Raw genomic sequence first — 26,130 nt, forward strand, 5'->3', positions numbered from 1 at the left:
AAGGAAAAACAACATGTATCGCTTCAAAACAGCTCTTTCACTTTCAGCAGGATTTGCTGCTCTGGTGAGCTTCAACCCGGCTCTGGCCCAATCAGCTAACGATCAGGCTGCCAGCGAAGGCGATGATAGCAATGTCATTATCGTCACGGCCCGGCGACAGGATGAATTGCTGGCCGAGGTGCCTGCATCCATCACGGTGTTCACGGCCGAAACGCTTGAACGGACCGGTATCGAGCAGGCCGATGAGTTTGTTCAACTCACCGCTGGGGTCACCATCGTCAGTGGCACCGCAGAGGCCGGTGATACCCAGATTAATATTCGCGGCATTAACGGCGCACGTGACGCTGAAAGCTCGGTTGCTCTTGTGGTGGATGGCATCCTGAAAACCAATACTGCGCAACTCAATCAGGATCAGGGCACCTTGCGCCAGATCGAAATTCTGAAAGGTCCGCAAGGAGCGCTTTACGGTCGCAATGCGGCGGCCGGTGCGATTGTCATTCAAACCTTGAAACCAGGTGATGAATTGGAAGGCGGGGTTCGGTTGAGCGCAGCGGAAGACAATACCTACAAAGCATCCGCTTATGTCTCAGCGCCCATTGGGGACAGTGCAGGTGTTGTGCTTTCTGGCTCCTACAATACCACAGACGGCTTTTACCGGAACAGCTTCCTTGATAACCGCAAAGTGGTTGATGATCAGGAGACTTGGTCGGTTGACGGACGCTTTGTTGCTGAACTCGGTCCTGACACGGAAGTGGATGTGAAAGCCCGCTATGCGGATCTCTCAGGCGCGTCGATCAATTTCAATGCCGCATTTCATCTGCCCAATTTCGCAGCGACTAACCCGGCCTTCTTTGAAGACGTGAACGATCACCCGTTCAACTATTATTCCAATATTCGTCCGACTAATGAACAGCAGACATTTGAAGCCTCTGTGAAACTCACCCATGAGTTTGATTTTGCGACATTGACAGCTTGGGCGCTTTATGCCGATGTTGATCAGGCGCTGACCGCTGATGGTACGTCTGCTGATTTCGCACGATATACTTTCCCGGGTGCGACACAGGCTTCGATAGATGCCTCCAACAATTGCTTCGGTTCAACCGCAGCGCTGACAGGCTTTCCGGTCAATCAGCCCGGGTTTATCGGCACGAGCCCGGTACCGTTTATATTTGATCCGGCCAATGGTTCGACATTTGGGCCTTATAGTCCGACAACTTGCGACGGCACCCAATTCCAGATTCGCGAACAGACCGATATCAGTGCCGAAGTCCGCCTGGCGTCCAATGGCGATGGCCCGCTCGGTTGGCAGATTGGCGGTTATTTCCTGAATATCGACCGCGATGTTGGGGTCAGCCTGGGGGCAGATCTAGGGCAGGGCGTGATCCGCGAGCTGTTCAACGATCCCAATAGTGCCAATCCGACATCCCAACTATTCGCCGATAACTTCAACACCAATGTTTATGCTGTATTTGGTTCACTGGACTACGAGGTTGCGGACAATTTCGACATCGGATTGGCCTTGCGCTATGACATTGAAGACCGTGAAGTCTCAAGTCAGGTTCCGCTGGCAACTGACCCGATTACAGGAACGCCAATCAACCCGGGCCAGGCTTTTGGCGCCATTCCTGACCAGTCGGAAACATTCAAGCAGCTTCAGCCCAAATTGTCGCTGCGTTACGGGCTGACCGATGATATCAATTTCTATGCAAACTGGGGCATTGGATTTAAATCCGGTGGTTTCAACAATCAGGGTTCAGCTGCAATTGTGGATCAGAATTTCAACCAGTTCATTGGCACAAATGTCCTGATCAACGATATCTTCCGCAAGGAAACATCCAGTGCGTTTGAAGCCGGTTTTAAAGGGTCAGTTGCCAATGGCCGAATTACCTTCGATCTGGCGGGCTATTATACCGATGTCGATGACATGCAGTTTTTCGAGTTCTTCGTCGGCGGTTTCGGTCTTTTGCGTGTGGTTTCCAATATCGATGAAGTCGAGCTATACGGTTTGGAATTCAACGCAAATGCCGAAATCGTGGAAGGCTGGGACATATTCGGTGCGGTTAACGTGACCGAGAGCGAGATCAAGGCCAATGCCTCGCGTCCCAATACCGTGGGCAACAAATCGCCTTACACCGCGGACTATACGATAAATATCGGAACACAGGTTGTCGCACCGATTGCGAATGACTTTGATCTTGTCATGCGTGCGGATTATCGGATTACCGGTCCGACATGGTTCCACTCGGTTCAGAATAATACCAGTCCAACCCTGTTTAGCGGGTTACTGCCTGGTTCTGCTCTGGCGCTACCAGCCTTTGTTGGTGATGCGGATTATTCAATAACCGAACGGGAAGCTTTCGGTGTACTCGACCTGCGCTTTGGTCTTGAAGGAGACAACTGGAATATCACAGCATTTGCCGACAATCTGCTCAACCGCAAATATCTCAACGAAGTTATTCCTGCGATCGAATTTGGCGGGTCATTCCTGTCACCGGGCAATCTGCGGCGCTTTGGAGTAGAAGTCGGGTATAAATTCTGATCGATGACGGATGGTCCGGCGGATAATTACGGGGGGGTCTTCGACGGATCAATGGGATTTGGTGCAAAACCTGCACTGATACTCATTGATTTCGTCGAAGCCTATTTTGATCCGTCCTGCGCGCTTTACGCTGGGGTTGAGGATGCACTGCAAAACGCATTGAAACTCCGTAATGCGGCGCGTCATGCGGGCCTCCTGATTATCTATACCAATGTAAGCTATACCCAATCGATGATTGATGGTGGTCGGTTTGCGCAGAAAGTCCCACCGCTAGAGAATTTTGTTGCTGGTCATCCAATGGGCGCCTGGCCCAGCGGGCTGGAGCCCTCGGACGATGAATTGGTGATCACCAAACATTATCCCAGTGCATTTTTCGGCACATCGCTGGCGTCGACGCTCACAGCCAACGGCAATGACAGCCTGATCATTACCGGCCTGTCGACCAGCGGCTGTGTGCGGGCAAGCTGCGTCGATTGTTGTTCGCACGGCTTCATTCCGATCATCGCCGAGGATGCGGTGGGCGATCGGCATGAGGCTCCCCACAAAGCCAATTTGTTTGATATGCAGGCGAAATATGCGGATGTCATGCCGAGTGCAAAAATCATCGAATATCTGGACCAGGTGAGGCTCTGATCACTCACGCGACAGATTTTGGAAGCAGAACAATCGATCCGCCCACTAGGTGGCTGTTTGCATGCCAGCCATTCTAATCTTAAGCGCTGGATCGACTGGATCGGTCCAATCCTGCTTCGCTGCCCACTCTGCCAGTGGTGTCGGCCGGGTTTTGAAAAATTTTGCCATTTCATCGATATCAGCAATGAGCGGCGATATCGGTTGCTCATTGTAAAAGCTGTAGAAGCTCGCCATGCCGCTATAAATGGATTTGGGTTCGACCGTCGCTGAACCGGTAACCAACAAGCTCATGGCGGACGCAAACTCATCCGGTGACATGCTTTTAAAGGTGACTGGTTTGTCAGCCACTTCGCTGAGAATCTCGGCAACCTCATCGCCGATCAAGGCTTGTGGTCCGCCAATAGCATAACGCCCGCTGGACAGATCATCATTTTGCAGGGCTTCGACCATGAAGGCGGCGACGTCATCGAGGCAGATCCATGAAATCTTCAAGTCCGGTTTCGCCGGATAAGCAAATATTGAACTATTGACGATCGAGGGTTTGTTCCAACTGCGGATCATGTTGTCCATGAAGACCTTAGTTTCAAAAATCGCATATTCCACACCGCTATCGATAATCGCTTGTTCAATCGCCCGGCGTCCATCATGGGCCGGGTTGCCATTGTCTTCATCAGCGACATAACAGCTTGTGTTGAAAACAATTTTCCGGACGCTGCTATCCTTGACGGCAGCTGCGACGTTGCGGCCCAACTGGGCGGCCTTTTTCAGGTCAAAGACGAAGGGCAGATGCATGGCAATGGCATCCATGTCCTGTGCTGCGGCGATCAAGGACTGCTTGTCATACAGATCGGCAGATACGGTTTGGACATCAGCAAATGATGTGTTGGCAAGTGCTGCCGGGTTACGCAATGCTGCAACAGGATGCATGCCCGCTTCCAACAGTCGCTGGAGCAATGGATGTCCTTGGTCGCCAGTCGCGCCGATGGTCAATATCTTGATAGTCCTATCCTCTTCTTAGGTATCTTTGATTTCGTTCAGATGTTGGAACGCCGCGCTGCTGCACGCCCGGCTATATATCCAAAGGTCAGCGCCGGACCGAGTGTTCCGCCAGCCCCTGCGTAAATGCCGCCAGTCGGACAGCTGATCACATTGCCCGCGCCGAACAGCCCAGGGATCGGTTCTCCGTTATGATCGAGTATTTGCGCTGATCCGTCAGTTCTTGCCCCGCCATTGGTGCCCAGTGTTCCCATGCGGATTTCCACTGCATAAAATGGGCCGGTGGTAATTGGACCTAATGTCGCGGACGCTCCTTCCCTCGAGCGGTCGCCATAGAACCGGTCATAGTCACTTTCACCGCGACCAAAATCGGGATCATGGCCCTTAATGGCGTGGGCGTTGAATCTGGTGACGGTTTGCTCCAGCTCCACGCTGTCCACACCGATTTTTTCTGCGAGGTCTTGCACAGTTTCGGCGCTTGCGATCCAATCCGGCACGGGGTCACCCGGCATGACCGAGGCGATTGGATAGCGGGACAGATATTGCTGATCAAAAATCAGATATGCCGGTAAATTGGGGCGTGAGTAAGTTGCAGGATCGAACTGATGGAAAGCACCAGCCAAAGCGGAATAGTTATTGGCCTCATTGCAAAAACGTTGGCCGGAACGGTTGACCAGGATCGTGTGCGGTAAGGTGCGTTCAATCAGTACCGGCATCGCACGCTGCTCCCCTCCTTCCCATTTCGCCTCGGGCATGGAGAGGGTGGGCATCCACCATGCGCTGGTCATATTTCCGAGACTTGCTCCGGCAGCCATCGCCATTTTCAGACCATCACCCTGGTTTCCCGGCGGAGAAGCGGGGGCGTCCAAGGGTCCGCGGAGAAAAGCCTGTCTCAGTTCTTCATTCCATTCGAAGCCGCCAGTGGCGATAATCACACCCTGTTGTGCATGGATGGTGATCTCTTCATCATTCTGATGCACAGTTGCTCCGGTTACCCGGCCATTCTCGACAATCAGACGGTAACCACCAACATCGAGCAACGGTTCGATATTCCGGTCGAGGCACGCTTTTAGCAAGCGTCCAATCAAAGCTTGACCCCAGCCACGCAGATCGCCGGATTCGCGGCGCGCCATCTCGGCAGGATCGACTTGGCCTGTGCCGCCCCCCAGCGGCGTTTCGCGCAGCATCATGCGGGGGGCGGGCCCATGTTCAAAAATCTTGCTTGCCCAATCACCAAGCGCTGAAAAATCGAACAGGTCATTGTCGAGTGCGCGGCCGCCATCTGGTTTGGCTCCGGGCCGATCAAGATAATAGTCAGGATAGCCTTCGAGCAGGCTCAGGCGGGCAGCATCGAGGTCTTCAAGAAAAGCAAGTGCGCTGGGGCCTTCTTTGACAAAAGCGGATAAGGTGGCGTCATCAATATCACCTTGGTCCAGGGAACGGAAATAGGCGAGCGCATCTGCCGAGCTGTCTTCAATGCCGTGAACGCGCATTTGCCGGTTGCCTGGTATCCAGACGATTCCGCCGGATATAGCGGCTGTGCCGCCCAGCTTCGGCTGCTTTTCGATGATCGTGACGCTGGCACCTGATTCATGAGCAGCCAGCGCTGCACTCAATCCTGCCGCGCCTGCGCCGATGATGAGGACATCCGTGGTCATCGTTCTTTTTCTCCCCTGTTGAAGGAGAAGATAAGGGAGATGGCCCCGATCGGGCCACTGTTAGTTTTGATCTAAGATTGTTGTGCTATTCGACGGTACCTGCGTCTCTTAGTGCACGTATCTCTTCGGTGCCCAACCCGAGTTCAGTCAAAATGCTATCGCTATGCTCTCCGACATCCGAAAGGCTGGCGGGAGAAGATGGCCGAGATCCGCTCATTTCGATAGGAAGCGATGGCAGCTTGGTTTGCCCGCCACTAGCGAGCGTTACAGGTTCCAGTCCACCGCTTGCATTGAGGTGCGGATCGTCAAACATATCTTCAGGACGCGCGATCGGTGCAAATGGCAGGCCTGTGCCCTCGAGTTTTGCTATTAGTTCATCGCGGCTAAAGCCAGCGATAAGATCGCGAATCTCGGGCATAATCCGGTCGCGTGCGGCCACACGGTTGTTATTTTCACGGATGCTTTCATCGGCCCACAGATGATCTAGCCCGAACAGCCTGCAGAATTTTTCCCATAATGCATCAGTGACCACGCCGATGAAGATCGGTTCGTCCTTGGTCTGAAACACATCATAAATCGCCCAGGCGGAAATCCGTGCAGGCATCGGATCAGCCGCTTTGCCGGTCACGGCCAGTTGCGCCATATGCTGTCCGATCAAGTAGACGGTTGTTTCAAAGAGTGAGCTTTGAACCTTCTGTCCCTTGCCGGTGCGATGGCGTTCTTCGACCGCTGCCAGTATCGCGATTACCCCGAACATCCCGCCGGTTACGTCGATGACACTGGACCCTGCACGTAGCGGTTGTCCGGGTGGTCCGGTCATATAGGCGAGGCCGCCCATCATTTGAGCCACCTCATCAAGGGCAGTGCGATTTTCATAAGGGCCTGGGAGGAAGCCTTTTTCCGAGGCGTAGATGAGCCGCTCATTGGTTCTGGAGAGTTCCTCATAACCAAGACCCAACCGGTCCATCGCACCCGGCCGGTAGTTTTCCACCAGAATATCCGCGCTTTCGACTAGCTGCTTTGCGATACCAAGCCCGTCCGGATCTTTCAGGTTGAGCGATATGCTTTTCTTATGCCTGTTATACATTGGGAAATAGCCAGAACCGGAGCCTACCAGATTGCGGGTCCGGTCGCCCCCAATAGGTTCGATCCGGGTCACTTTTGCTCCGAGGGATGCCAGGATCGCGCCAACCGCTGGTCCCATTACCATATGGGTAAACTCAATGACCTTAAGGCCGGCTAATGGTGTGGGAGCGCTCATGCTGCCGCGCTCTCAAAGCCCAGCGGGAGACCGGCGTCCGGCGTGAAGCCATAAAGCGGTTCGCCAGGCAGGGCCTCTGCAATGATATCTCTTACTTTCAATAACTTATCGAGATTGATTCCCGTATCAAGGCCCATTGCTTCAAGCATGAAAACCAGATCCTCCGTGACAATATTGCCCGACGCGCCAGGTGCGAACGGACAACCGCCCAAGCCGCCCAGGGAAGCATCAAAGGTGGTAATGCCCTCTGCCAGGCCGGCCATGACGTTGGCGAGGCCGAGGCCGCGGGTATTGTGCAAATGCAGTGTGTTGAGCTTGTCGCTGCCGATCGTTGCCTTGATCTGCCGCACCATGCGCGTGACTTGTGCTGGATTGGCATAGCCAGTGGTATCGGAGAGGCCGACCTCGGCAACACCGGCCTCCATGGCTGCTTCTGCAAGCCGTGCAACTTGGTCTTCGCTTACAGTTCCTTCCAACGTGCAGCCAAAAGCCGTGGAAAGGCCCACTTCAAAATGAGGGCGCTGTCCATCCGGCTGGGCGGCGACCAGCTCCGCAATAGCCTTGATCTCGGCGAGCATTGCTCGATGATCCTTACGCACATTCTTGATGCTATGAGTTTCGGACATGGAAAATGGGATCGACATTTTGTCGACACCAACGGCGATGGCTCGTTCTGCGCCTTTCAGGTTCGGGATCAGCGTGACGACATCAAGGTCAGGGAGCGTCTTGGCATAGGCGACAATCTCCGCCGTATCCGCCATTTGAGGGAGCAGCGCAGGCGGTACGAAGCTGCCCACTTCAATCTCGCTGACACCGGCGTCTGCTTCCGCCTTGATCCAGGCCTTTTTGGCTTCGGTCGGCATAACAGCATCCACGCTTTGTAAGCCGTCGCGCGGTCCCACTTCGCTGATTGTTACGGAAGTTGTCATTGATTGGCTCCTAGGTAAATCCATGGTCGCTTTGCACGGTCAGCCGCTTGCCAACTGGCAATGTCCTCGGCCATTTTTAAACTGAGGTCGATCGCGTCCAGCCCCTCCAGCAACATTGCCTTGGCTTCGTCGTCAATCGGGAAGGACCAGCTCTGTTCATTGTCGATGCTGATCTTCTGCGTTGGCAAGTCGATGGTAACGGTACGGTCGGCTTTTGCCATCATCGCAATGGCATCCGCATTAATCACGGCTGGCAATATGCCGTTGCGGACACAATTGCCCGCAAAAATCGGAGCGAAACTTGGGGCGATGACCGCGCGAAATCCATATTCCGCCAAAGCCCAGACGGCATGCTCGCGGCTCGACCCACAACCGAAATTTGCGCCGCCAAGGATGATCTGGCTGTTTGCATAGTCGGGATCATTCAGAACGAAAGTGGCGTCGGCTTCGCGACCGCCGATGCTTGTATAGCGCCATCCAGCAAACAGACCATCAGCAAGACCTGTCTTGCCGGTGCTTTTCATCTCTCGTGAGGGGATGATCTGGTCCGTGTCGATATTATCGCGCATCAGCGGCATCGCCAGCGAGGTAAGGGAGGTGAACGGTTCTGCCATCACAATAGCTCCCGGACATCGGAAATCGCTCCGGCCAGCGCACTAGCGACAACCGTTTCCGGGCTCGCAATATGGGTTTTGACGCCCGGCCCCTGACGACTTTCAAAATTGCGGTTGGTCGTTGATATGACCCGCGATCCGGCATCAAAACTCTCGCCGCCAGCATAGAAGCACATCGAGCAACCGCTTTCCCGCCATTCAAACCCGGCATCGCGGAAAATCACGTCTATCCCTTCCGCTTCCGCTTCGCGTTTGACGCGGGAAGAGCCCGGGACGCAGATGGCTTTGATCTGATTGGCAATTTTTTTGCCTTTCAGTAATGCGCTGGCTCGCCGCAGATCGGACAGGCGGCTGTTGGTGCAGCTTCCAATGAAGGCGGCGTCAATTGGTGTTCCGGCAAGGCCTTGCCCCTTTTGCAATGCCATATAATCGAGCGGTTGCTGGCTTGCGTCGTCCGGGATAGACCCACTTATACTGATGCTGTGTTCTGGACTGGTTCCCCAACTTACCATTGGAGTTATGTCACCGGCATCGATTTCAATATCGGTGTCGAAAACAGCGTTTGTGCCACTTGTCAGTTTTTTCCAATGCTCAACTGCCTGCTTCCAATCTGAACCCTTCGGCGCATAATGACGATCCTCAAGATATGCGAAAGTTTTGACATCAGGAGCAATAAACCCGGACATTGCGGAAAATTCCGTGGCCATATTACACAGGGTCATCCGTCCTTCCATATCCAGTGCCCGAACAGCGTCTCCGGCAAATTCGACCGCGTGCCCCTTGCCACCGGCAGCGCCATGCCGGGCGATCAAGGTCATGATCATGTCCTTGGGCGTGACGCCTTTTGATAGTGCGCCAGAAAACCGAACCCGCATGGACTTTGGCTTGTTCAATCGCAGCGTTCCGGTTGTCATCGCATGTTCTGCTTCCGACGAGCCGATTCCCCATGCGAGCGCTCCAAAGGCGCCTTGGGTGCACGTATGGCTATCGGGCGCCACCAATGTACAACCTGGTAACACGATCCCCATTTCCGGTGAAATCACGTGGACAATGCCTTGATCGGGATCGTTTACATCAAACAAGGTAATCCCAGCGGCTTTCGTGGCAGCTCTAGTCTCGGTAATGAACGCCTGCCCTCCAGGCATAAGGGTCCTATCTGTCCGCCCCGACCGCGTGTCGACAATATGGTCAGTAACGGCAAAGACACGCGCAGGGTCGGCTACTGTCCGCCCCGCTTCCGCCAGCGCGTTCAATGCGGACGCGCCGGTGCGCTCGTGCAGAAACACCCGATCAATCGCCAGCAATGCGCCCCCGCCTGGCAAGGCGGAGATCACATGGCTATCCCATAATGCATCAAACAGGGTGGATGGTTCAGGCAGAAGCAGCCTCCATTTCCGCATCAACACCGCGCCAGTCCTTGGTCACAAAAGTCTCCTGTATCGCGGTCCGCGTTTCCAACAAGCCGTTTCTAATCCAGTGCCATGTTCGGCAACGATTCTGGCCCTCGTCGGAAATCTGGATCTGTTCATAGAGATAAAGCGATGGATCGCCTTGCCGCTGCCAATATAGCATCACAGTGCGATTATATTCGTCCAGCGGCACTTCTGCAGCCCAGCCCTTGATCAGGTCATTGTCCCACCATACGCGTTTGTCTCGATATTCTGCTGGAAACTCACGTATCTCTGTTTTGCCATCAGCCCATGTATAATGGTTGGTCTGATGATAAGGTATATCACCGTCGTCCGGGAATCGACAAAGCAGGCGAGAGGCATGCTCGTCAATTTTCTCATTCTGCGCATTGAAATAGGTGTAGGTACCATTCCAGACGCCTTCGTGGCGGGCCAAAAGCGGCATGTCTTCTCTGATTCCCATTAGTTTTCCTTTTGTCTTGATTGGAGGGCAATATGATATTGTCTGGCGCTGTGACCGTTGATCAAGGCAAGATGCTCTGCGGCCAGATTTCCAGGCTCTAGATGCTGTTCATCGAAAGCAACCGCGTGATCGGTATCGACCGTGTACCAAGGCGCAAACATATGACGAGCACGCACAATCTGCCATGCCATGTTAAGATAATTACCGAAGCGATCAGGCGACAGATCGGGATAAAGTTTCTCTGGTTCGCCGATGGGTAGCGTGGGATAGACGATCTCACTGGTGCCAAGGGAACCGGCGACGGCAGCGATGACCGCATCCCAGGAAGCCCAGGTTACAGGCGTATCATCGGCCCAATTGTCTGACAGGCCGTGGCCAGGCAGATCAATGGCAATCTGTCCTGCTGGTTGGTTGCCCGCCACAGCATAGGATGGGGCGTGCAAGTCAAGCTTGTCGCCAGTGCGATCACCGCGCCAGTGGATCAGGCCGTCAAAACCCTTTGTGTGGATCGCCACAAAGCCTTCATCACTGGCCTCAGGCAAATGATCAACCATTGGCGTTTCTGTGACGAGCAGATGAGAGAGACTGACCGCCTGATGATCTGCTGGTGTCGCAACTTTTTGTGCGTTCCAGCTGGCAGGCATCTGTCCCAGACGATCGATATGCTCCTGCAAAGGATCACCATCATATGCGCTGATCAGGCAAGGCGGGACATCGGCGTCCACGGCTGGAATATCACGCGGCGCGCGCAGTACGGCGCCATAGCCGGCTTGATAAGCATTACCGGCATCAAGCATTTCCCGGACAATCGCATCGACCCGAGCGGGGTCATCATTGGCAACGGAAAGCCGATGGGCATCATCAGTTGCAAACCATGGGAAGAACCAGCTTTGTTCCAGAATGCGGTTCCACAACCATGTCAGATGTTCACCATAATCGGAGGGGTGAAACTCGGGTAAATAGCGATCACTGAAAAGCGCCATTTCTTCGGGCGTCCAGATTGCATAGCCGCCAACCGCCAGGGTCGTGATTCGACTCGGATGACGCTTGACCGCCGTTACCAAAATGATTCCACCGGAATGGAAACCATAAGCTGCACATTTTTTTATGCCCAGCGCGTCAAGAAAATCGATAACTGCATCTGCATATTCGACGATTTCTGGATGACCTGAGAGCGGATCAGATTGACCAAAACCCGGCGTATCAGGGGCAATGCAGGTGAAATGTGCTGCCCATTTTTCCATTAGTGCTTCATATTCTTTCGAGCTGCGTGGGCTTTGATGCACCATCAACAGCGGAGGGCCACTACCGGCCTTGCGATAATGGACGCGGCGTATGTTGCCGCTATGGTCAATGTCTATAAAGTGGCGTGTGATCATTTTTCCAATTTGTCCGGACAAATTTGTCTCGACAAGTCTTTTTTGCAGATTATTGTATTTTTATCGAATCCGGAGAGAGATATTATGACGCTTGTCGGCACAAAAATGGTTTCTGATAGCCGCACGGCGCGGGAGATCTTTGAAGAAGTCATTGGTAACCCCGCACGAAAGAAATTCGGTTTCGGCGATAAGCTCGCCATCGTCAATGTCGATGTCCAGCAATCTTATACGCGGACCGACATGTTCAAGACGGCCTATGAGACCGATCCGAATCAGATTGATTATATTAACCGGATTTCGTCCCTGGCGCGGGCCAAAGGCATGCCGGTCATCTGGAGCCGAGTGGCCTATAAGGACGACGCTGCAGATGCTGGAGTCTGGGGCACGCGAACGGATACCGAAGATTCGCTGCAGAATATCAAATATGACAGCGAGCGACATCTGCTTGATCCGCGCTGCGAAGTGGACGCCGATGATCTGGAATATACCAAGCGCATGCCCAGTGCCTTTTTTGAAACGCCGCTTGCGAGCTATTTGACCTGGCATAAAGTCGATACAGTTGTTGTGACAGGTGGCTCCACATCTGGCTGTGTACGGGCCACAGCGGTGGATGCGCTGAGCCACGGGTATCGCACGATCGTCCCGATCGAAACCTGCGCAGACAAGCATGAAAGCTATCATTTCGCCAACCTGACCGACTTGCAGTTGAAATATGCCGATGTGGAACCGGTACAAACCGTGATTGACTGGCTGGAGGCGCGCTAGTGTCCGAAGTACAGAAATCCGATCCAGGGTTATATGACTATCTGCCCTATCGTGGCCGCCCGAAAATCGAATGGCCGGATGGTAAGACCTGCGCGGTCTGGGTAGCGCCCAATCTCGAGTTTTATGAACTGGACCCGGCAGTGAATCCTCATCGGAAAAGCTGGCCAAAGCCGCATCCCGACGTGGTCGGTTATAGCCATCGTGATCATGCCAATCGCGTGTCCCATTGGCGCATGGCGGAGATGATGACTAAGCATGGCTTTCCGGGATCGGTGAGCTTATCGGTGGCGCTGTGTGACCATATTCCTGAAGTTGTTGAAGATGCTAGCCAGCGTGGCTGGGAGTTTTTCAGCCACGGTATTTACAATACGCGCTACTCTTATGGCATGGATGAAGCCCAGGAACGTGCAATTATTGAGGACTCGATCACAACTGTGGAGCGCGCCACAGGTCAGCGGATTCGAGGGTGGCTGGCTCCGGCGCTGACCCATACGCCTCGTACGCTCGATCTGCTCGCCGAATATGGATTGGATTATACCTGCGACCTTTATCATGATGACCAGCCGACCGATGTGAAGGTGAAATCCGGCCAGCTGACTGCCATTCCTTACAGCTTGGAGGTCAATGATCATTACGGCTTCTTCATCTACAATATGTCGCCGCGGGAATATGCCGATACGCTGATCCGTCAATATAACAGACTGGCCGCAGAAGGCATACAATCGGGAACTGTGATGTGCATACCGTTGCACAGCTATTTAATTGGTCAGCCCCACCGCATTGGTCCGTTTGAAGAGGTTCTTGAGCATATCGCCGCTGATGGACGGGCATGGATCACCAAAGCCGGCGATATAGTGGACTGTTTCCGGAAGCAGACGGGAGGTGCCTTATGAGCCTTGACCCCAGCTATCTGGACTATCCCAAACGCGGCCGCGGGATGGATCATGACTATTATCCCTATAGCAGCTTGTTTGATCGCAAACCGTTGCAGTGGCCCGATGGCAAAAAACTGCTCATCTGGCCTGTCATCAGCCTGGAATATTTTCCGATGGTACCGAACGATGACCCATTCCGGGCGCCAGGACACATGCAGACGGCTTATCCCGATTATCGCCATTATACTGCGCGGGAATATGGCACGCGGATTGGAATCTACCGGTTGCTAGATGCGTTTGAAAAGGTTGGTGCAACGGTTTCGGTAGCGGCCAACAGCGTCATTGCTGATCGTTACCCACAGTTAATTGAGGAAATTATCGCCAGTGGTCATGAAATCATCGCGCATAGTATAGACATGAACGGCACAATTGCTAGCGGTATGGATGAAGCGGATGAGAAGGCCTTGATCGAGGACACGCTTTCAACGCTCGAAAGAACAATCGGAAAGCGGCCACGTGGGTGGTTGTCGATAGCGCGTTCGCAGAGCTTTAACACCGCAAAATTTCTTGCCGAGGCAGGCGTTGAGTATATGTGTGACTGGGCCAATGACGAATTGCCTTATGGGTTCCAGACCGACGGTGGAGCGATCACCAATATCCCGCTCAATCATGAACTTTCAGACCGCCACATTATCAACGTCCAGCAGCAATCGGTTGATAGCTATGCGCAGCAGATGCACGATGCTGCTGATTGGTTGCTGAAGGAAACCGAACAATATGGTGGTCGGATGCTGCCGATGCATTTGACACCTTATATCATGGGATTGCCTTATCGTATCAGCAGTTTTGAGACTTTGATCGCGGATTTTGCCAAGCACAAGAATATTGGGTTCGCTCGAGGTGATACGGTACTTGACAGCTGGAAGGCGCAGCAATGAAGATACGCAATCCGCGCTCCGGCCAAGCAGATTACGAGATCGCACCGTTTAGCAGCAAGGCAGTGGAAGAAGAGGCGAACCGATTGCGCGGAGCGCAAAGTGATTGGGCGACTAAAAAGCCTGAAGAGCGCGGCGCGATATTGCTGCAATGGGCGGATGCGATAGAAGCTGATCTTAGTGCTATCATTCCGGCCCTCACGGCGGACACAGGACGCGGCGGAATTTCGAAAATTGAGGCGGCTGGAGTGCCGGGGCAAATTAGGCGATGGGCGACCATGGCACCGCAACTGATTGCTGAAGGACAACCCGTCGAGCAACCAACATCGGTGCCGAAAATTACCACATCGACACGATTAGTGCCTTATCAATTGGTCGGGGTTATCAGCCCGTGGAATTTCCCGATGACTCTCGCGTTGATCGATGCGATTCCAGCGTTAATGGCGGGATCAGCCGTGCTGGTTAAACCGTCCGAAGTGACCCCGCGCTTTATCAAACCGCTAATGGAAACCGTGCGGAAAATCCCGGAATTGGCTGCTGTGCTGTCAATTATCGAAGGCGATGGCGCAACGGGTTCGGCAATGGTCGATCAGGTCGACTATATTTGCTTCACTGGATCGGTAGCCACCGGGCGTAAGGTAGGCGAGGCGGCCGCAAAATCATTTATCCCCGCAAGCCTGGAATTGGGGGGTAAAGATCCAATGATCATTCTTGCCAGTGCCAATCCAGAAAAGGCGGCTGCCACAGCTCTCAGAGCCAGTATTGTCAATACGGGTCAGGCCTGCCAGTCGATCGAGCGAGTCTATGTGGCGCGGGAGATTGCGGAACCGTTTCTCGCCAGTCTGACCGCTCAAGCGGAGGCGGTCCGGCTTAACCACCCTGATATCAATCAAGGACATATCGGCCCGTTTATCTTTGAAAAACAAGCGAAGATTGCACAGAGTCAGATTGATGATGCGATCCAAAAAGGCGCGAAACTGATCACCGGCGGAACGGTCGAGAATCTCGGCGGCGGGCTGTATCTCAGGCCGACCATACTCACCGACGTCTCGCCGGATTCCGTCATCATCTGCGAGGAAAATTTCGGGCCCGTTATCCCGGTCGTCATCTATGATCAGATTGAACAGGCGATTGCGCAGGCGAATGACAGTATCTTCGGATTATCTGCTGCGGTTGTTGGCGGATCGGTGACAGAGGCGGAACAGATAGCTGTGCGTCTGAAAGCAGGCGCGGTGTCGATTAATGACGGTTCGCTGACGTCGATGGTCTGGGAAGCCGAAAAATCGAGCTTCGGCTACTCGGGCCTTGGTGCATCGCGGATGGGTGCCAGCGGATTGATGCGCTTTTTCCGCAAGCAGGCGCTGATCCGGCAATCAGGTGAAGCGGCGCGGATAGAGGCTTTTGCAGAGGAGAATTTCTGATGGGCGTGGAATTACAGCATCCGATGAAACCGGAACTAACCGCCGAGGAAGCGGCGCGCGGACGATTTGTTTCGGGTATCAGGGCGTTTATCCTCAATGATCTCGCCGGCGATTTGCGCACCGCTTATGACAAGCGGGCCGCTCCTGCCTTTGCCCGTGAGCAGGGCCGCGCGCCGAAAACTAGCAATGAAGCGCATCAGGCACTGCGCGGCGACCCGGCGTTCAATATCTATTCGGCCATGCGGGTACAGGCGCAAAAAATGGTCTGGCATGCTTCCGGCAATGTGGTCGCGCGCGATCTCGAACGGTTGGAGGCGGAAGCGGAAAATGTTGCTGACCGGCCCGGTTCGGTGAAACTGAACCCTAGTCTCGACATCCCGCGCAATGTCGATGCGATCGAAGTGCATTTGATGCCGGGCAGCTATACGCGCGGCGGTGAAACGCTAGAGGCTGGAGCGGTCTATGATCAAGGTCTGGCTGTGTTTTCCATGGGCCTAATGGGTGCCAATCTTGATGATATCGGCCTGTCCATGGCTGCTTATGTGAAGGGTAAGTTTCCGGACTTCAACCCGCAGAGCATTCTCGATACGGGCTGTACCATCGGTCACAATACTTTGCCGTGGAAACAGACCTATCCTGACGCGAAGGTCGAAGCGATTGACGCAGCGGCTGGCGGCCTGCGCTATGCTTCCGCGCGGGCCAAAATGCAGGGGCAGGACGTTCATTTCACCCAAATGTCGGCCGATGCGCTCGACTATCCCGACGCCAGTTTTGGCCTCGTCTTTTCTTCGATGTTTCTCCATGAACTATCGAAAAAGGCACGGGCGGCGGCGTTTAAGGAAGCGTACCGGGTTCTCAAACCCGGCGGTTTGTTGCTTCATATGGAGTTACCGCCCAATGACCAGATGAATGCCTTTGACGGCTTTTATCTCGATTGGGACAGCTGGTATAATTCGGAACCTTTCTACAAAGGCTATCGCGACGAAAGCCCGTCGGAATTGTGCCAGGTAGGCGGCTTTGGTGCAGACGACTATTTCCAGTTCGTTGTGCCAAGCATCGGCATCTATGGCGAGGAAGCGGTCGCGCAAGCTATAGCGGATGAGACTGCCAATGCGGTTGATAGCGAAACCACCGGGCGGCTAGCCGAAGGTATCATGTGGTTTGGATTTGGAGCCTGGAAAAGATGAGTGGTGAGACCGCAAATCCCGGTCCGGCATTCAAACCTGACGATACGCCGAAGGAAATTTACGGCCCGGATGGCAAGCCGCAGTTTTTCGATGATCCCGGCATGGATCGTTTTGTAGCGGTGGCAATGAACATGGCACAGGAAATGTGGGTGCAGGAAGAGCGATTAATGGCGCTCGAAGGATTAAAAGCATCGGAAGCGGATCGCGAAGCAAAGCTGAAAGAGTTTATCGACCGCATTTTTGCGCCACTGCGCGAACAAGGGAGTGATGACGCATGAAGGCATGGCAAATCGGATCCAGAACCGGCATTGGCGGGTTGCAGCTTGCCGACCATCCCGATCCGGAACCCGGGCCGGATGAGGTTCTGGTCAAAGTCACTGCCGCCGGTCTCAACTATCGCGACCTGATGGTGCTGCGCGGCGATTATGGGACAGATTTGCCCGAAGATCGCGTGCCTTTGTCCGACGGCGTCGGCGTGATCGAAGCTGTCGGCGCTGAGGTTACCGGACTGGATGTCGGCATGCGCGTGATGGCGCCGCATTTTGCCACTTGGTTGAATGGAGCCTATAGTTTTGCCGTATTTGGCAGGGACCTCGGCGTAACTGCCAATGGCTGGCTCGCCGAGAAAATCATTCTTCCTGCAAATGCCGCTATCGTGGTGCCGGAAAATGTCAGTGACAGCAGCGCGGCGACCTTCTCGGTCGTCGGCAGCACCGTTTGGCATGCGATGATGGCTTTTGGAGACGCCAAGCCGGGTGATCTTGTGCTCGCACAGGGAACCGGCGGGGTGTCGATATTCACCCTGCAGTTGGCCAAAGCGATGGGCATGGATTTTGCGATCACGTCATCGAGTGACGAAAAACTGGCGCGTGCAAAAGAAATGGGTGCCGATTACGGCATCAACTATCGCGATCGGCCGGATTGGGGGGCGGCATTGCTGGAAGCCACCGGAGGTCGCGGTGCAGATGTGGTTGTCGATACACTAGGCTTTCCGGCGCTGGGTGAAACCGTCGAGGCATGCGGCGTCAATGCGCGCATCGGATCCTTGGGCGCGCTGTCTGGAACACCGCAGGACCAGTCCAGCGCCAGTCAAGGAGCGCTTATTGGCAAGAATATAGCGATCAAGGGCATCGCGTCCGGCAACCGTGAAATGCTGCAACAGGCGCTGGATGTGGTCGCGCAAAATAATATCGAACTGCTGGTTGAAAGCGTGTTCGATTTCGATGATGCACCAGCGGCCTTCACTCATCTCGAAAGCGGCAGCCATATGGGCAAGGTGATGATTACCGTTTAAGTTCGACCAGCTCGTACCAGGTCATCATATAACCGCCAACGCCGCCCTGTACGAATATGCCATCGTCATCATCGGTAATCCACACATCATAGGCGGGATGTTCGCCCGCCATTCCGCCGGTACCTGGCACGATACTGGCATCATCAATAAATTGCAGATGTTTGCACTGGAAGGTACCGGCGGGCACGGTGACTTCTTCCTTGCCGATATAGACAGCCCCGATTTTAACCTGCGCAATTTGCGGCGGCGTCGCACCGCGATGATCGGGGGAGGGCAGGTAGCAGTTCAGTAAGCGTTTGGTTTCTTTGTCCCAATCCTTCGTCGAGAGCATATAACCGTCTGAAACAATCGGATGGGTGCCAAAACCGTCGAGCGGCAATTCGGCCGCGACACGCTGAGACAGGCGTCCGATTGAGGGGCCATAGGATTCCATCTCGACATGCGATCCGTCAAACCGCATCCAGCCTGATCCCATAAATGCATCACCGACTGTCAGCCGGACATGACAATCCATCGGCTGCTTATGCTCGTCCATAGCGTAAATGATATCGCGCATCACCGTTGGCTCTGGCTCGTAAATCTCACAATGCGCCCGCATCGTGACCTTGCCGTCGCTATGATGGGTGAACATGAAGGTTTCGAAACCACGATTTTGGCCCTCCATTTCCGGTTTACGCGACGTATATTCCAGACGGCCTTCGATAATGCGGTGCTTCATGCCTATTCTCCTCGCTTTTCTTCATGCCAGTGCATTTTTCTCTTGCCAAGAGGAATTTGTCCGGACAAATTACATATAGCTATTTACACGGTCTGGGAGGACGTTGGTAATGGAATTTCTCACAACAAATGAACTGAGCATTTTGCGATGGATACACATCCTGGCGATGGTTTACTGGCTGGGCGGTGAATGGGGTGTTTTCCAGACCAGCTATAATGTCACAAATCGCAATCTGTCGCTGGAAGAACGGCGTCGGCATATGGAAACAGCCTATCGGATCGACATATTGGCGCGCACCGGCATTGTTCTATTGCTTCCGCTCGGTCTGCATATGGGCAAGCTATATGGTTTTGTGCCTTCGCTCGATGGTCCGGGAATCTGGTGGATGTGGCTGTTTTTTGCGATCTGGCTGGCAATGACCTGGACCGCGTTTATCAAGCGTGAAACCGATATCGGTGTCAAGGTGACTAAAATCGAGGAGATGCTCCGCTATCCTCTCATCGCTATCCTGTTTATCGTCACCTTCATGGCGCTGGAAGGCAGCGGACCGATTACCTCCGGGGAGGGCAATCACTGGTATCCTGCGAAAATTGGTCTTTATGCCTTTGCCCTGTGTATCGGTCTGTTCCTGCGCGTGGTCATGCGCCGCTGGACCGTACGGTTTCGAAAATTGGCAGAGGGGCCAGATGCAGCCGAAGAAAATGCGCTAGAACGGGAAATCGGACAAGCGCGGATCGCCGCTTATATCTATTGGATCACGATTGCCGGCGTGTGTTTTCTGGGGGCCGTCAAGCCGTTCTGATCATTGGTTTGGAGGGCTTATTGTGCGCAAATACCGTCAATTGATCATATCGTTGGTCGCGGCTTTTCTGGTTTCGGCCTCACCTGTTCAAGCGGAAACGTCGGGTACCGCCCGGTTTGATCGGGCTTCGTTGATCGTTAAGGACATGGAGCAATCACTTCTGTTCTGGCGTGACGTGATGCAATTTGACCTGCTTTTCGAGCCGCGGCAATTACCGCCGCTTGAGAACGAATATCTGGGTTGGACAAAGAATGCCGTGCTGACATTTGCTCGTCTGCAATCTCCGGACGGTGCGGGCATCGGTCTAATGGAAATCAAGCAACCCGGATTTCCCGATCTGGAATTGGAAAAGTACCCTAATGCTCATGGCAGCGTGATTTTTGTGCATGTCGCAAAAGATATAGAAGCGCTGCATAATCGCGCACTTGCAGCAGGGACTGTGCTGAAACCATTGGGATTGTCCCGCTCCGGAAGATCCAGGCAAATGTACTTGCGATCCCCAAGCGGTCATGTGTTGGAGATTTATGAGCTGCTGCCGACTGAGGAAAAACCGAATTAAATCTCCTTCAGCTCCCGACTGACCTCTTCAACCGGCGGTTCCGCCTGTTGCAATTCCTCCACCATCTGGTGGGGTCCGCGCATCACCCGGTAGATATATTCACGGATCATCGCACCGCGCTCATAGGCTGCCTGCTTGTCGGGTGTGTAACTCTCAATGTCATCGCGGCTGATTGTGCCCTTGGCATCGAGCAGCCTTTCGACCGTATCCATGCGTTCGCGCAATACGGACACTTCGCCGACCACAGCCATCAGGATTGAGAGCATCCGTTCATCCTCGGGATCGTCAAAATATTCCGGGCGCTTGCCCTTGGCCTTTTTATTCGCCGCAGCCATCCAGTCGAAAGGGGTATCGGTCATTCCGCAGCCTCCTGAATCTGGTCGGCGTTTTTCCACGCTCCATAAGCATGCCAGTAAGCCGCGCGGCCATGATCTTCATCCGCCCCGGTTGGTGCCTCTGGGAAAATTTCCTTATCCACAACCGCTCGGACACCCGTTTCGAAAAGCTCTTCGCGATCAAAACCAGCCGTGACCATCTCGTCTTTCATATCCAGCGCATGCATGGAGGACCAGAACGGCTCATTGTTATTAAACGCATCCCAGTCACGCAGGAACTGCTCAAATAATGGCATGGCATCGGAATATTCCGGCTGTTCTAGGTGAAGCATCAAGCCATTGTTGGCGAGTACCCGGTACCCCTCGGCGATAATTTTCGGCAACGCCTTGCCGCTGGTTTCATGTAGGAACATCGTGGTCTGTACCCAGTCAAATGTTCCATCATCCCAGCGGGTCAGATCCTCTGCATTGGCTTGAATGAACCTGATATTGATCGCACCGAGCGATTGCGCGCGGGCGTGGGCATAGCGCAATATCGGCGCGGCGGTGTCGATCGCGATAAATTCGCAATCGGGAAAAGCGAGTGCCAGCGGCACGATATTATGGCCGACAGTGGTGCCGATATCGAGCATCCGTCGTGGCTGCCAGCCAGGGCGTTCTTTTTTGATCCAGTCGACGAGGGCTTGGCCTCCGCCGTCCGAAAGCGCGCCAAGTCCGCCTGCTGTGGTTGCAAAGATACCGCAATCATAATTGGCACCGGCCGATATATCGCCGGACAGCTCTTCACCATGATAGCTGCCGGGCATGCAGTGGATATCGACGGCGCTTTGGTAGCGCGGCACTTCAATTTCCGGATGTAGCTCCAGCGTGTCGCGACCCTCATTAAACTGCCGTGCTTTGGCATTGAGTTCACCAATCTGGCGCAGCACCATAGACCGGCCATTTTGCTGGCGCATTTCCATCGAGTTGCGCTTGAGCGCGGACCAAAATTTGTGGAACGAATCGTCGTTCATCGCGCGGCGGATTTCAAACCGGTCCTGCGGTTCCCGGCCATGCTCTTTCAGAAAGGCCGGCAGGACGCGTCTGTCATAGGCCAACTGGTTTCCCGGGCCCAGGGTGCCAGAAAGGAATTTGTTGAAATTGGCGAGGAAGTCAAAGCGCGCCACTTCGTCATGCGACGGTGTCGGGGATACGCCGTGACGTGCCACTGCATTATAGGGCGGCGCGACGTCCAACTTCTGATCGGCCAACTTCTGGTCAGCCAACTTCTGGTCAGGCGGTGTGCTGCTGCTCATATCAAGCCCTCCTTTATCATGCGCTCTATCGTTTCTTCCTGTGTGCGCAGGAAATAATCGCGATCAGGGGTCTTAAGTTCATTGACCTCGATCAAACCATTGGCTTTTTGTACGGACAAATTACCATAAGTGGCGGCAAAAAGCTCCAGTCGCTGGCGCGCAAGGAAATTGGTCATGGCCGGTTTGCGCCGCGCCGCGCGTAAGGCACCGACATCGATATCGGCAAAGGCGGTGAAAGTCTCGCCGCTGTTCGATTCTGCCATCACCCGACCCTTATAGTCGACGACCATGCTGTTGCCGTCGGCCGAGGCCAGGGGCAGGGTCGTGTTTTCAATGCCAGCGGTGTTGGCAGACACGACATAGGCCATATTTTCCTGCGCCCGCGCGCGCTTGCCGATATCCTTGGGCGTGTCGAGCGGGGAACCGATTTCCGAAGAGCTATGCACGAAAATCTCGGCGCCGCGCAGCGCATGGGCGCGGGCGATTTCGGGATAGAGAATCTCTTCCGATGCAATGGCGGCAAGATTGCCAATCTCGGTCCTGGCCACCGGAAACACCCCGTCGAGGCCATAAATATCAAGATATTTCGTCCAGACATCATGCGGCGTTGGCGCGAACATGGAATTCAGCCGGCGATAGCGCAGCACCACGTCCCCGGACGGCGCGACCACGAAACTGGTCTGAAAATAGATGCTGGGAAAATTCGTATCCAATTCGTAAGCATTACCGGCAATGAACATCTTTAGTCGCTGCGCCATCGCGCCCAGTGCTTCATATTCCGGGCCATCCACTTCCAACGCCGCCTTATCGGCAAAATCGGGAATGGAAATGCGCCCCGGATAGCTGGTCAGCAGATATTCGGGCAGCACCGCCAGCTTGACAGGGTTGCCGGCATATTGCTGAATGAAAATCATCGCGGAACGGATCTTCGTCTCGATCTCACTGATCATCGCCAGCATTTGCGCGCGGGCAGCGGCCTTGTCCGGTGTCTTTTCAATTGAACGCGCGGCCAATTGCATCGCGACGGCGGCGTAATTTTTGGTTTCGATCATAATGTTATCTTTATCATTCTTTCCGGTCGCGGCAAAAGCAGGCGGTGTGACAGTGGCACAGAGTGCTGCGGCCATCATCTGTCTGCGGTCAAAATCCATCTTGGCTTCACTCTATAAACCGAGCGATCCCGGATTCATAAGCCCCTTTGGATCAACGGTTTTCTTTAAATCTTGCAGCAAGCCATCAGCGGCGGGATCGAGGCTGTCGCGGTAGCGATAGGTTCTCCCGATCTGCAGATGCGACGCACCCTGATCGTGGAACAGGTCAACCAGTGCCTGTTTCAGTGTCTGAGTCAGTTCCCAAGCGGCGCTGTTGCTATCCAACGCCGGAAGCTTAGCGAAATGTGCAGATTCTATGGTTGCCTCATGGACCGGGTTCGATGCATCCGGCCAGTATAGGCAGGGCTCGATAATCGCGCCGGAACCGCTGACCGCCGACACCAGTATGCCGGTGAAGATGCCATGCTGGTCCATCTCTTCACGATGCTCTTCAAACAATGCGAGGATCGCGTCGTAACAAGCAACTGCCCGGCTATGCGGTAACAAACCATGTACTGGTGCCCAGCGTTCGCCCTGCGGCCCCAACATGCTGTTCAGCGGCCCAAACGGATTGGCGCGAATGATCTTGGGAATCGTGTTCTCGGTCTCTGTTGCACCATTTCCCAAAGCAATTTTTCTTGCGCGTTTCAGATCGTCATCCGCTGCTGCCTGAATGCGCGCTTCGGTCAGCACGTGGAGCGAGAATTTCGCCTCGTCCATAAAATCCCGGCCCGCGGCCACAACCTTTGCGCCTTCCTTGAGCGCCCCCCAGACGCTGCCCTGTTTCTTCATCATCTGACCCAGCGCCTTGGCATCGCTGCCGAGGCTGTCGCGCTGCATGCGAATGGCGTTCAGACTGGGGTCAAAACCGAAACATTCCGTTGACACACCCGAACGTTCAATGGCTCCCATTGCGGTCAGGATGTCGTCGTGATTTTCAAAGGTGAAGCTGGCATAGCCATGTGCCTCGGCCTCTGGAATCATCCGCAAGGTGATAGTCGCTTTCATTCCAAGCGCACCCGTATCAGCGAGGAACAGGCCGGTCAGGTCCGGCCCGTAAGGCCGCGTGAAATTGGCGCCCGTGTTCATGACTGTGCCGTCAGCGAGCACGACTTCCATCGCTATGCAGCTTTGCGCGGCGGTACCATAGCGCCCCGATCCCCAGAAAAGGCAATTCTGGCTCATGCCGCCACCGATTGATGCTTTCAGACCAGATAGCGTTCCCCAAAAGGGCGTACGCAATCCCTTGGGCGCAAGCGTTTCATATAGTTTCGCCCAAGTGCAGCCGGCTTCCACCGTGACCGTCATATCAGTCTCGTTAATCTCCAGTATCCGGTCCATCGCGGCCAGATCAAAAAGCACCGCACCAGCCTTGTCCGTGGTATAGCCGCCGGTATAGCTCATCCCGCCACCGCGCGGGATTACTGGAATATTCTGCGTCGTTGTTGCGGCAATCGCGGCAGAGAGTTCGTCGGTATTTTTCGGGCGAACAACCGCCAACAGATCTGCACCGCGCTGATAGACATCATGGGCATAGAAATTGAGTGTATCGGCGTCGGTCAGGACTTCGGCACCGGTTTCGGATATATATTCAATAGCGGTCAGATTGGCTTTCGTGGCCATCAACTTGACTCCATTGCTAGCTTGTCGGTGGGGGAGGGATCAGTTTCCGGTAGGCTCTCCGGATAGCGTCCGAGTAGCAGCAGCAAGCCACCGCCAATCACGAAACCGAAAATCGCCACGCCCAGGATCGGATCATAGCTGCCCATATTGTCGCGCACACTGGCGTAGATGATCGGTGACAGGGCCGAGAAAAAGCCGAAGGGCATATAGAGCATGCCGTAGATCTTACCATAATTGGCCATGCCGAAATAGCGTCCGGTAAGATAAGCAATCAGGTCGCTTTCCGCACCGGCCGCAAAGCCAAGCAGAAATGCCGCTAGTGCGGCCAGCGGAAAGGTAATGCTGTCGCCGAGCAGAACGTAACAGGAGATGGCTGGCAGGCAGAGCAGGGGAAAAGCCACAAAGCCTTGCCAGAACCCGTCGAGAAGTGCGCCGGTGATGATCCGGCCCAACAATATGCCAATACCCAAAACACCCATGACGGTGGCCGCAGTTTGGGCATCCAGTCCGCGGTCGCCGAGCATCGTTGGCAAGTTGATAAACGCGCCCCCAAAGGCCGTTGCGATCACCGCAATCGACAGCCAGATCAGCCAGAACCGGTAGTCTTTCAGCGCCACACCCAAGGTGACACCAGTCAGGTTGCCGCTATCGCTCAATATTGCCTTGGGCCGTTCTTCCGGGCGCGGCTCGCGAAACAGGAAATAGCCTAGCGGTAAGGCGACGAAAAGCGGCAAGGCGGCGACAATCGCAAACATCGCTCGCCAGCCATAGTTTTCGATACCCCAAACGGCGAGCTTGGGAACGGTAATCGCTGCGAGGCTGGTGCCTAGCAGCAATATGCCAAGCGCGAGTCCGCGATTTTTGTAAAACCATAAATTGATTGCGCGGCTCCAGCTGACCGGCGTTGAACCAATGCCGATAAGACCGACCAGAACCCATAAAGCATAGTAAATGTAGAGCGTGGATGTGACCTGCGCGGTAGGTGTGAAGGAAATGGCTGCAAAAGACAGACCAAAGGCGAGCAGTGAATAGAGCGCGACTTTCCGCACACCATATTTGTCGGCCAGTGATCCGAAAAACGGTGCCAGCAAAGACGCGATAATGCCGAAAATTGTGATCGGGATTAATATCTGGGTCCGGGTCCAGCCAAATTCTTCAATCAGCGGTTCGACGGTGAAACCGATGACGTTAAACGGTATCGGTGATGCCCCGCAGGCCACACCAAGGACACCTGCCAGCAGGACCTTCCAGCCCATGGCAAATTCACTCCGCTCGGGATCGTTCACTGATGGTTGTGACATACTCATTGCGCGATTGTGCCTCTCCGATGAATGACAGGCAAGATATGA

The 26,130-nt window shown here is 54.4% G+C and carries 25 protein-coding genes; 11 read left to right on the forward strand and 14 right to left on the reverse strand.

Annotation, left to right across the window (positions count from 1 at the left end):
• Positions 1-13: 13 nt before the first annotated feature.
• Together DG177_RS13560 and DG177_RS13565 are read left to right on the forward strand one after the other, a co-directional pair.
• A complete protein-coding gene (locus DG177_RS13560) occupies positions 14-2,539 on the forward strand; it encodes a TonB-dependent receptor domain-containing protein (RefSeq protein ID WP_108811964.1) in 2,526 nt (841 codons plus the stop codon).
• Positions 2,540-2,542: 3 nt separating this feature from the next.
• Positions 2,543-3,172: an isochorismatase family protein gene (locus DG177_RS13565; RefSeq protein WP_108811965.1), complete on the forward strand. Its 630-nt coding sequence runs from the start codon at positions 2,543-2,545 to the stop codon at positions 3,170-3,172.
• Positions 3,173-3,217: 45 nt separating this feature from the next.
• Here DG177_RS13565 and DG177_RS13570 read toward each other — a convergent pair whose 3' ends face one another.
• From DG177_RS13570 to DG177_RS13605, 8 genes are all read right to left on the reverse strand, one after another.
• Positions 3,218-4,162, reverse strand: a complete 945-nt coding sequence (locus DG177_RS13570; RefSeq protein WP_337658839.1) for an SDR family oxidoreductase — start codon at positions 4,160-4,162, stop codon at positions 3,218-3,220.
• A 44-nt stretch (positions 4,163-4,206) separates the two neighbouring features.
• Positions 4,207-5,826 carry an FAD-dependent oxidoreductase gene (locus DG177_RS13575; protein ID WP_108811967.1) on the reverse strand — a complete coding sequence of 540 codons (1,620 nt, stop codon included), beginning with the start codon at positions 5,824-5,826 and terminating at the stop codon, positions 4,207-4,209.
• Positions 5,827-5,911: 85 nt separating this feature from the next.
• Positions 5,912-7,087 (reverse strand): CoA transferase, encoded by a 1,176-nt coding sequence (locus tag DG177_RS13580; protein ID WP_108811968.1) that lies wholly within the window; start codon positions 7,085-7,087, stop codon positions 5,912-5,914.
• A complete protein-coding gene (locus DG177_RS13585; RefSeq protein ID WP_108811969.1) occupies positions 7,084-8,016 on the reverse strand; it encodes a hydroxymethylglutaryl-CoA lyase in 933 nt (310 codons plus the stop codon). Before DG177_RS13585 ends, DG177_RS13580 begins: the two co-directional genes overlap by 4 nt.
• Complete coding sequence (gene leuD, locus DG177_RS13590) at positions 8,013-8,630, reverse strand: 3-isopropylmalate dehydratase small subunit (RefSeq protein WP_108811970.1); 618 nt, start codon at positions 8,628-8,630, stop codon at positions 8,013-8,015. The genes DG177_RS13585 and leuD overlap by 4 nt, the downstream gene beginning before the upstream one ends.
• Positions 8,630-10,030, reverse strand: coding sequence for a 3-isopropylmalate dehydratase large subunit (locus DG177_RS13595; RefSeq protein ID WP_108811971.1), 1,401 nt, complete (start codon positions 10,028-10,030; stop codon positions 8,630-8,632). Before DG177_RS13595 ends, leuD begins: the two co-directional genes overlap by 1 nt.
• Complete coding sequence (locus DG177_RS13600; protein ID WP_108811972.1) at positions 10,002-10,502, reverse strand: DUF3598 domain-containing protein; 501 nt, start codon at positions 10,500-10,502, stop codon at positions 10,002-10,004. The genes DG177_RS13595 and DG177_RS13600 overlap by 29 nt, the downstream gene beginning before the upstream one ends.
• The gene (locus DG177_RS13605; protein ID WP_108811973.1) at positions 10,502-11,881 is read right to left on the reverse strand and encodes an alpha/beta fold hydrolase; all 1,380 of its coding nucleotides are present in this window, start codon (positions 11,879-11,881) and stop codon (positions 10,502-10,504) included. The genes DG177_RS13600 and DG177_RS13605 overlap by 1 nt, the downstream gene beginning before the upstream one ends.
• A gap of 84 nt (positions 11,882-11,965) precedes the next feature.
• Between DG177_RS13605 and DG177_RS13610 the strand changes: the two genes are divergently transcribed.
• From DG177_RS13610 to DG177_RS13640, 7 genes are read left to right on the forward strand one after another with little or no spacing between them, the layout of a single operon-like run.
• Positions 11,966-12,646, forward strand: coding sequence for an isochorismatase family protein (locus DG177_RS13610; RefSeq protein ID WP_108811974.1), 681 nt, complete (start codon positions 11,966-11,968; stop codon positions 12,644-12,646).
• Positions 12,646-13,539: a polysaccharide deacetylase family protein gene (locus DG177_RS13615; RefSeq protein ID WP_108811975.1), complete on the forward strand. Its 894-nt coding sequence runs from the start codon at positions 12,646-12,648 to the stop codon at positions 13,537-13,539. Before DG177_RS13610 ends, DG177_RS13615 begins: the two co-directional genes overlap by 1 nt.
• On the forward strand, positions 13,536-14,459 hold the full coding sequence (locus DG177_RS13620) for a polysaccharide deacetylase family protein (RefSeq protein ID WP_108811976.1): 924 nt from the start codon (positions 13,536-13,538) through the stop codon (positions 14,457-14,459). The genes DG177_RS13615 and DG177_RS13620 overlap by 4 nt, the downstream gene beginning before the upstream one ends.
• Positions 14,456-15,877 carry an aldehyde dehydrogenase family protein gene (locus DG177_RS13625; protein WP_108811977.1) on the forward strand — a complete coding sequence of 474 codons (1,422 nt, stop codon included), beginning with the start codon at positions 14,456-14,458 and terminating at the stop codon, positions 15,875-15,877. The genes DG177_RS13620 and DG177_RS13625 overlap by 4 nt, the downstream gene beginning before the upstream one ends.
• Positions 15,877-17,064 (forward strand): methyltransferase domain-containing protein, encoded by a 1,188-nt coding sequence (locus DG177_RS13630; protein WP_108811978.1) that lies wholly within the window; start codon positions 15,877-15,879, stop codon positions 17,062-17,064. Before DG177_RS13625 ends, DG177_RS13630 begins: the two co-directional genes overlap by 1 nt.
• Positions 17,061-17,342 carry a hypothetical protein gene (locus DG177_RS13635; RefSeq protein WP_108811979.1) on the forward strand — a complete coding sequence of 94 codons (282 nt, stop codon included), beginning with the start codon at positions 17,061-17,063 and terminating at the stop codon, positions 17,340-17,342. Before DG177_RS13630 ends, DG177_RS13635 begins: the two co-directional genes overlap by 4 nt.
• Complete coding sequence (locus DG177_RS13640; RefSeq protein WP_108811980.1) at positions 17,339-18,358, forward strand: zinc-binding dehydrogenase; 1,020 nt, start codon at positions 17,339-17,341, stop codon at positions 18,356-18,358. The genes DG177_RS13635 and DG177_RS13640 overlap by 4 nt, the downstream gene beginning before the upstream one ends.
• Here DG177_RS13640 and DG177_RS13645 read toward each other — a convergent pair.
• Positions 18,348-19,076, reverse strand: a complete 729-nt coding sequence (locus tag DG177_RS13645; RefSeq protein ID WP_108811981.1) for a hypothetical protein — start codon at positions 19,074-19,076, stop codon at positions 18,348-18,350. The two genes, DG177_RS13640 and DG177_RS13645, sit on opposite strands and share 11 nt — an antisense overlap.
• A gap of 109 nt (positions 19,077-19,185) precedes the next feature.
• Between DG177_RS13645 and DG177_RS13650 the strand changes: the two genes are divergently transcribed.
• Complete coding sequence (locus tag DG177_RS13650; protein ID WP_108811982.1) at positions 19,186-19,878, forward strand: hypothetical protein; 693 nt, start codon at positions 19,186-19,188, stop codon at positions 19,876-19,878.
• Between the two features lie 22 nt (positions 19,879-19,900).
• Complete coding sequence (locus tag DG177_RS13655) at positions 19,901-20,437, forward strand: VOC family protein (protein ID WP_108811983.1); 537 nt, start codon at positions 19,901-19,903, stop codon at positions 20,435-20,437.
• Here the strand turns inward: DG177_RS13655 and DG177_RS13660 are convergent.
• Genes DG177_RS13660 through DG177_RS13680 form a run of 5 tightly spaced genes read right to left on the reverse strand, consistent with a single transcriptional unit; the run spans position 20,434 to position 26,088 of the window.
• Complete coding sequence (locus tag DG177_RS13660) at positions 20,434-20,796, reverse strand: hypothetical protein (RefSeq protein ID WP_108811984.1); 363 nt, start codon at positions 20,794-20,796, stop codon at positions 20,434-20,436. The two genes, DG177_RS13655 and DG177_RS13660, sit on opposite strands and share 4 nt — an antisense overlap.
• The gene (locus tag DG177_RS13665) at positions 20,793-22,067 is read right to left on the reverse strand and encodes a methyltransferase domain-containing protein (protein ID WP_108811985.1); all 1,275 of its coding nucleotides are present in this window, start codon (positions 22,065-22,067) and stop codon (positions 20,793-20,795) included. The genes DG177_RS13660 and DG177_RS13665 overlap by 4 nt, the downstream gene beginning before the upstream one ends.
• On the reverse strand, positions 22,064-23,218 hold the full coding sequence (locus tag DG177_RS13670) for a nitrilase-related carbon-nitrogen hydrolase (RefSeq protein WP_108811986.1): 1,155 nt from the start codon (positions 23,216-23,218) through the stop codon (positions 22,064-22,066). The genes DG177_RS13665 and DG177_RS13670 overlap by 4 nt, the downstream gene beginning before the upstream one ends.
• A 12-nt stretch (positions 23,219-23,230) precedes the next feature.
• On the reverse strand, positions 23,231-24,781 hold the full coding sequence (locus DG177_RS13675) for an FAD-binding protein (protein ID WP_108811987.1): 1,551 nt from the start codon (positions 24,779-24,781) through the stop codon (positions 23,231-23,233).
• Positions 24,781-26,088, reverse strand: coding sequence for an MFS transporter (locus tag DG177_RS13680; protein ID WP_108811988.1), 1,308 nt, complete (start codon positions 26,086-26,088; stop codon positions 24,781-24,783). The genes DG177_RS13675 and DG177_RS13680 overlap by 1 nt, the downstream gene beginning before the upstream one ends.
• Positions 26,089-26,130: the final 42 nt, after the last annotated feature.

It is taken from the genome of Sphingorhabdus sp. Alg231-15 (assembly GCF_900149705.1).
GTDB lineage: Bacteria > Pseudomonadota > Alphaproteobacteria > Sphingomonadales > Sphingomonadaceae > Parasphingorhabdus.

What these genes read in the sequence shown, in the direction of transcription:
- DG177_RS13595 (WP_108811971.1), bottom strand. Translation starts at nt 10,030, where the DNA reads ATGCGGAAATGGAGGCTGCTTCTGCCTGAACCATCCACCCTGTTTGAT.
- leuD (WP_108811970.1), bottom strand. Translation starts at nt 8,630, where the DNA reads ATGGCAGAACCGTTCACCTCCCTTACCTCGCTGGCGATGCCGCTGATG.
- DG177_RS13580 (WP_108811968.1), bottom strand. Translation starts at nt 7,087, where the DNA reads ATGAGCGCTCCCACACCATTAGCCGGCCTTAAGGTCATTGAGTTTACC.
- DG177_RS13585 (WP_108811969.1), bottom strand. Translation starts at nt 8,016, where the DNA reads ATGACAACTTCCGTAACAATCAGCGAAGTGGGACCGCGCGACGGCTTA.
- DG177_RS13640 (WP_108811980.1), top strand. Translation starts at nt 17,339, where the DNA reads ATGAAGGCATGGCAAATCGGATCCAGAACCGGCATTGGCGGGTTGCAG.
- DG177_RS13660 (WP_108811984.1), bottom strand. Translation starts at nt 20,796, where the DNA reads ATGACCGATACCCCTTTCGACTGGATGGCTGCGGCGAATAAAAAGGCC.
- DG177_RS13625 (WP_108811977.1), top strand. Translation starts at nt 14,456, where the DNA reads ATGAAGATACGCAATCCGCGCTCCGGCCAAGCAGATTACGAGATCGCA.
- DG177_RS13600 (WP_108811972.1), bottom strand. Translation starts at nt 10,502, where the DNA reads ATGGGAATCAGAGAAGACATGCCGCTTTTGGCCCGCCACGAAGGCGTC.
- DG177_RS13560 (WP_108811964.1), top strand. Translation starts at nt 14, where the DNA reads ATGTATCGCTTCAAAACAGCTCTTTCACTTTCAGCAGGATTTGCTGCT.
- DG177_RS13565 (WP_108811965.1), top strand. Translation starts at nt 2,543, where the DNA reads ATGACGGATGGTCCGGCGGATAATTACGGGGGGGTCTTCGACGGATCA.
- DG177_RS13650 (WP_108811982.1), top strand. Translation starts at nt 19,186, where the DNA reads ATGGAATTTCTCACAACAAATGAACTGAGCATTTTGCGATGGATACAC.
- DG177_RS13665 (WP_108811985.1), bottom strand. Translation starts at nt 22,067, where the DNA reads ATGAGCAGCAGCACACCGCCTGACCAGAAGTTGGCTGACCAGAAGTTG.
- DG177_RS13635 (WP_108811979.1), top strand. Translation starts at nt 17,061, where the DNA reads ATGAGTGGTGAGACCGCAAATCCCGGTCCGGCATTCAAACCTGACGAT.
- DG177_RS13670 (WP_108811986.1), bottom strand. Translation starts at nt 23,218, where the DNA reads ATGGATTTTGACCGCAGACAGATGATGGCCGCAGCACTCTGTGCCACT.
- DG177_RS13620 (WP_108811976.1), top strand. Translation starts at nt 13,536, where the DNA reads ATGAGCCTTGACCCCAGCTATCTGGACTATCCCAAACGCGGCCGCGGG.
- DG177_RS13610 (WP_108811974.1), top strand. Translation starts at nt 11,966, where the DNA reads ATGACGCTTGTCGGCACAAAAATGGTTTCTGATAGCCGCACGGCGCGG.
- DG177_RS13680 (WP_108811988.1), bottom strand. Translation starts at nt 26,088, where the DNA reads ATGAGTATGTCACAACCATCAGTGAACGATCCCGAGCGGAGTGAATTT.
- DG177_RS13605 (WP_108811973.1), bottom strand. Translation starts at nt 11,881, where the DNA reads ATGATCACACGCCACTTTATAGACATTGACCATAGCGGCAACATACGC.
- DG177_RS13675 (WP_108811987.1), bottom strand. Translation starts at nt 24,781, where the DNA reads ATGGCCACGAAAGCCAATCTGACCGCTATTGAATATATATCCGAAACC.
- DG177_RS13575 (WP_108811967.1), bottom strand. Translation starts at nt 5,826, where the DNA reads ATGACCACGGATGTCCTCATCATCGGCGCAGGCGCGGCAGGATTGAGT.
- DG177_RS13630 (WP_108811978.1), top strand. Translation starts at nt 15,877, where the DNA reads ATGGGCGTGGAATTACAGCATCCGATGAAACCGGAACTAACCGCCGAG.
- DG177_RS13645 (WP_108811981.1), bottom strand. Translation starts at nt 19,076, where the DNA reads ATGAAGCACCGCATTATCGAAGGCCGTCTGGAATATACGTCGCGTAAA.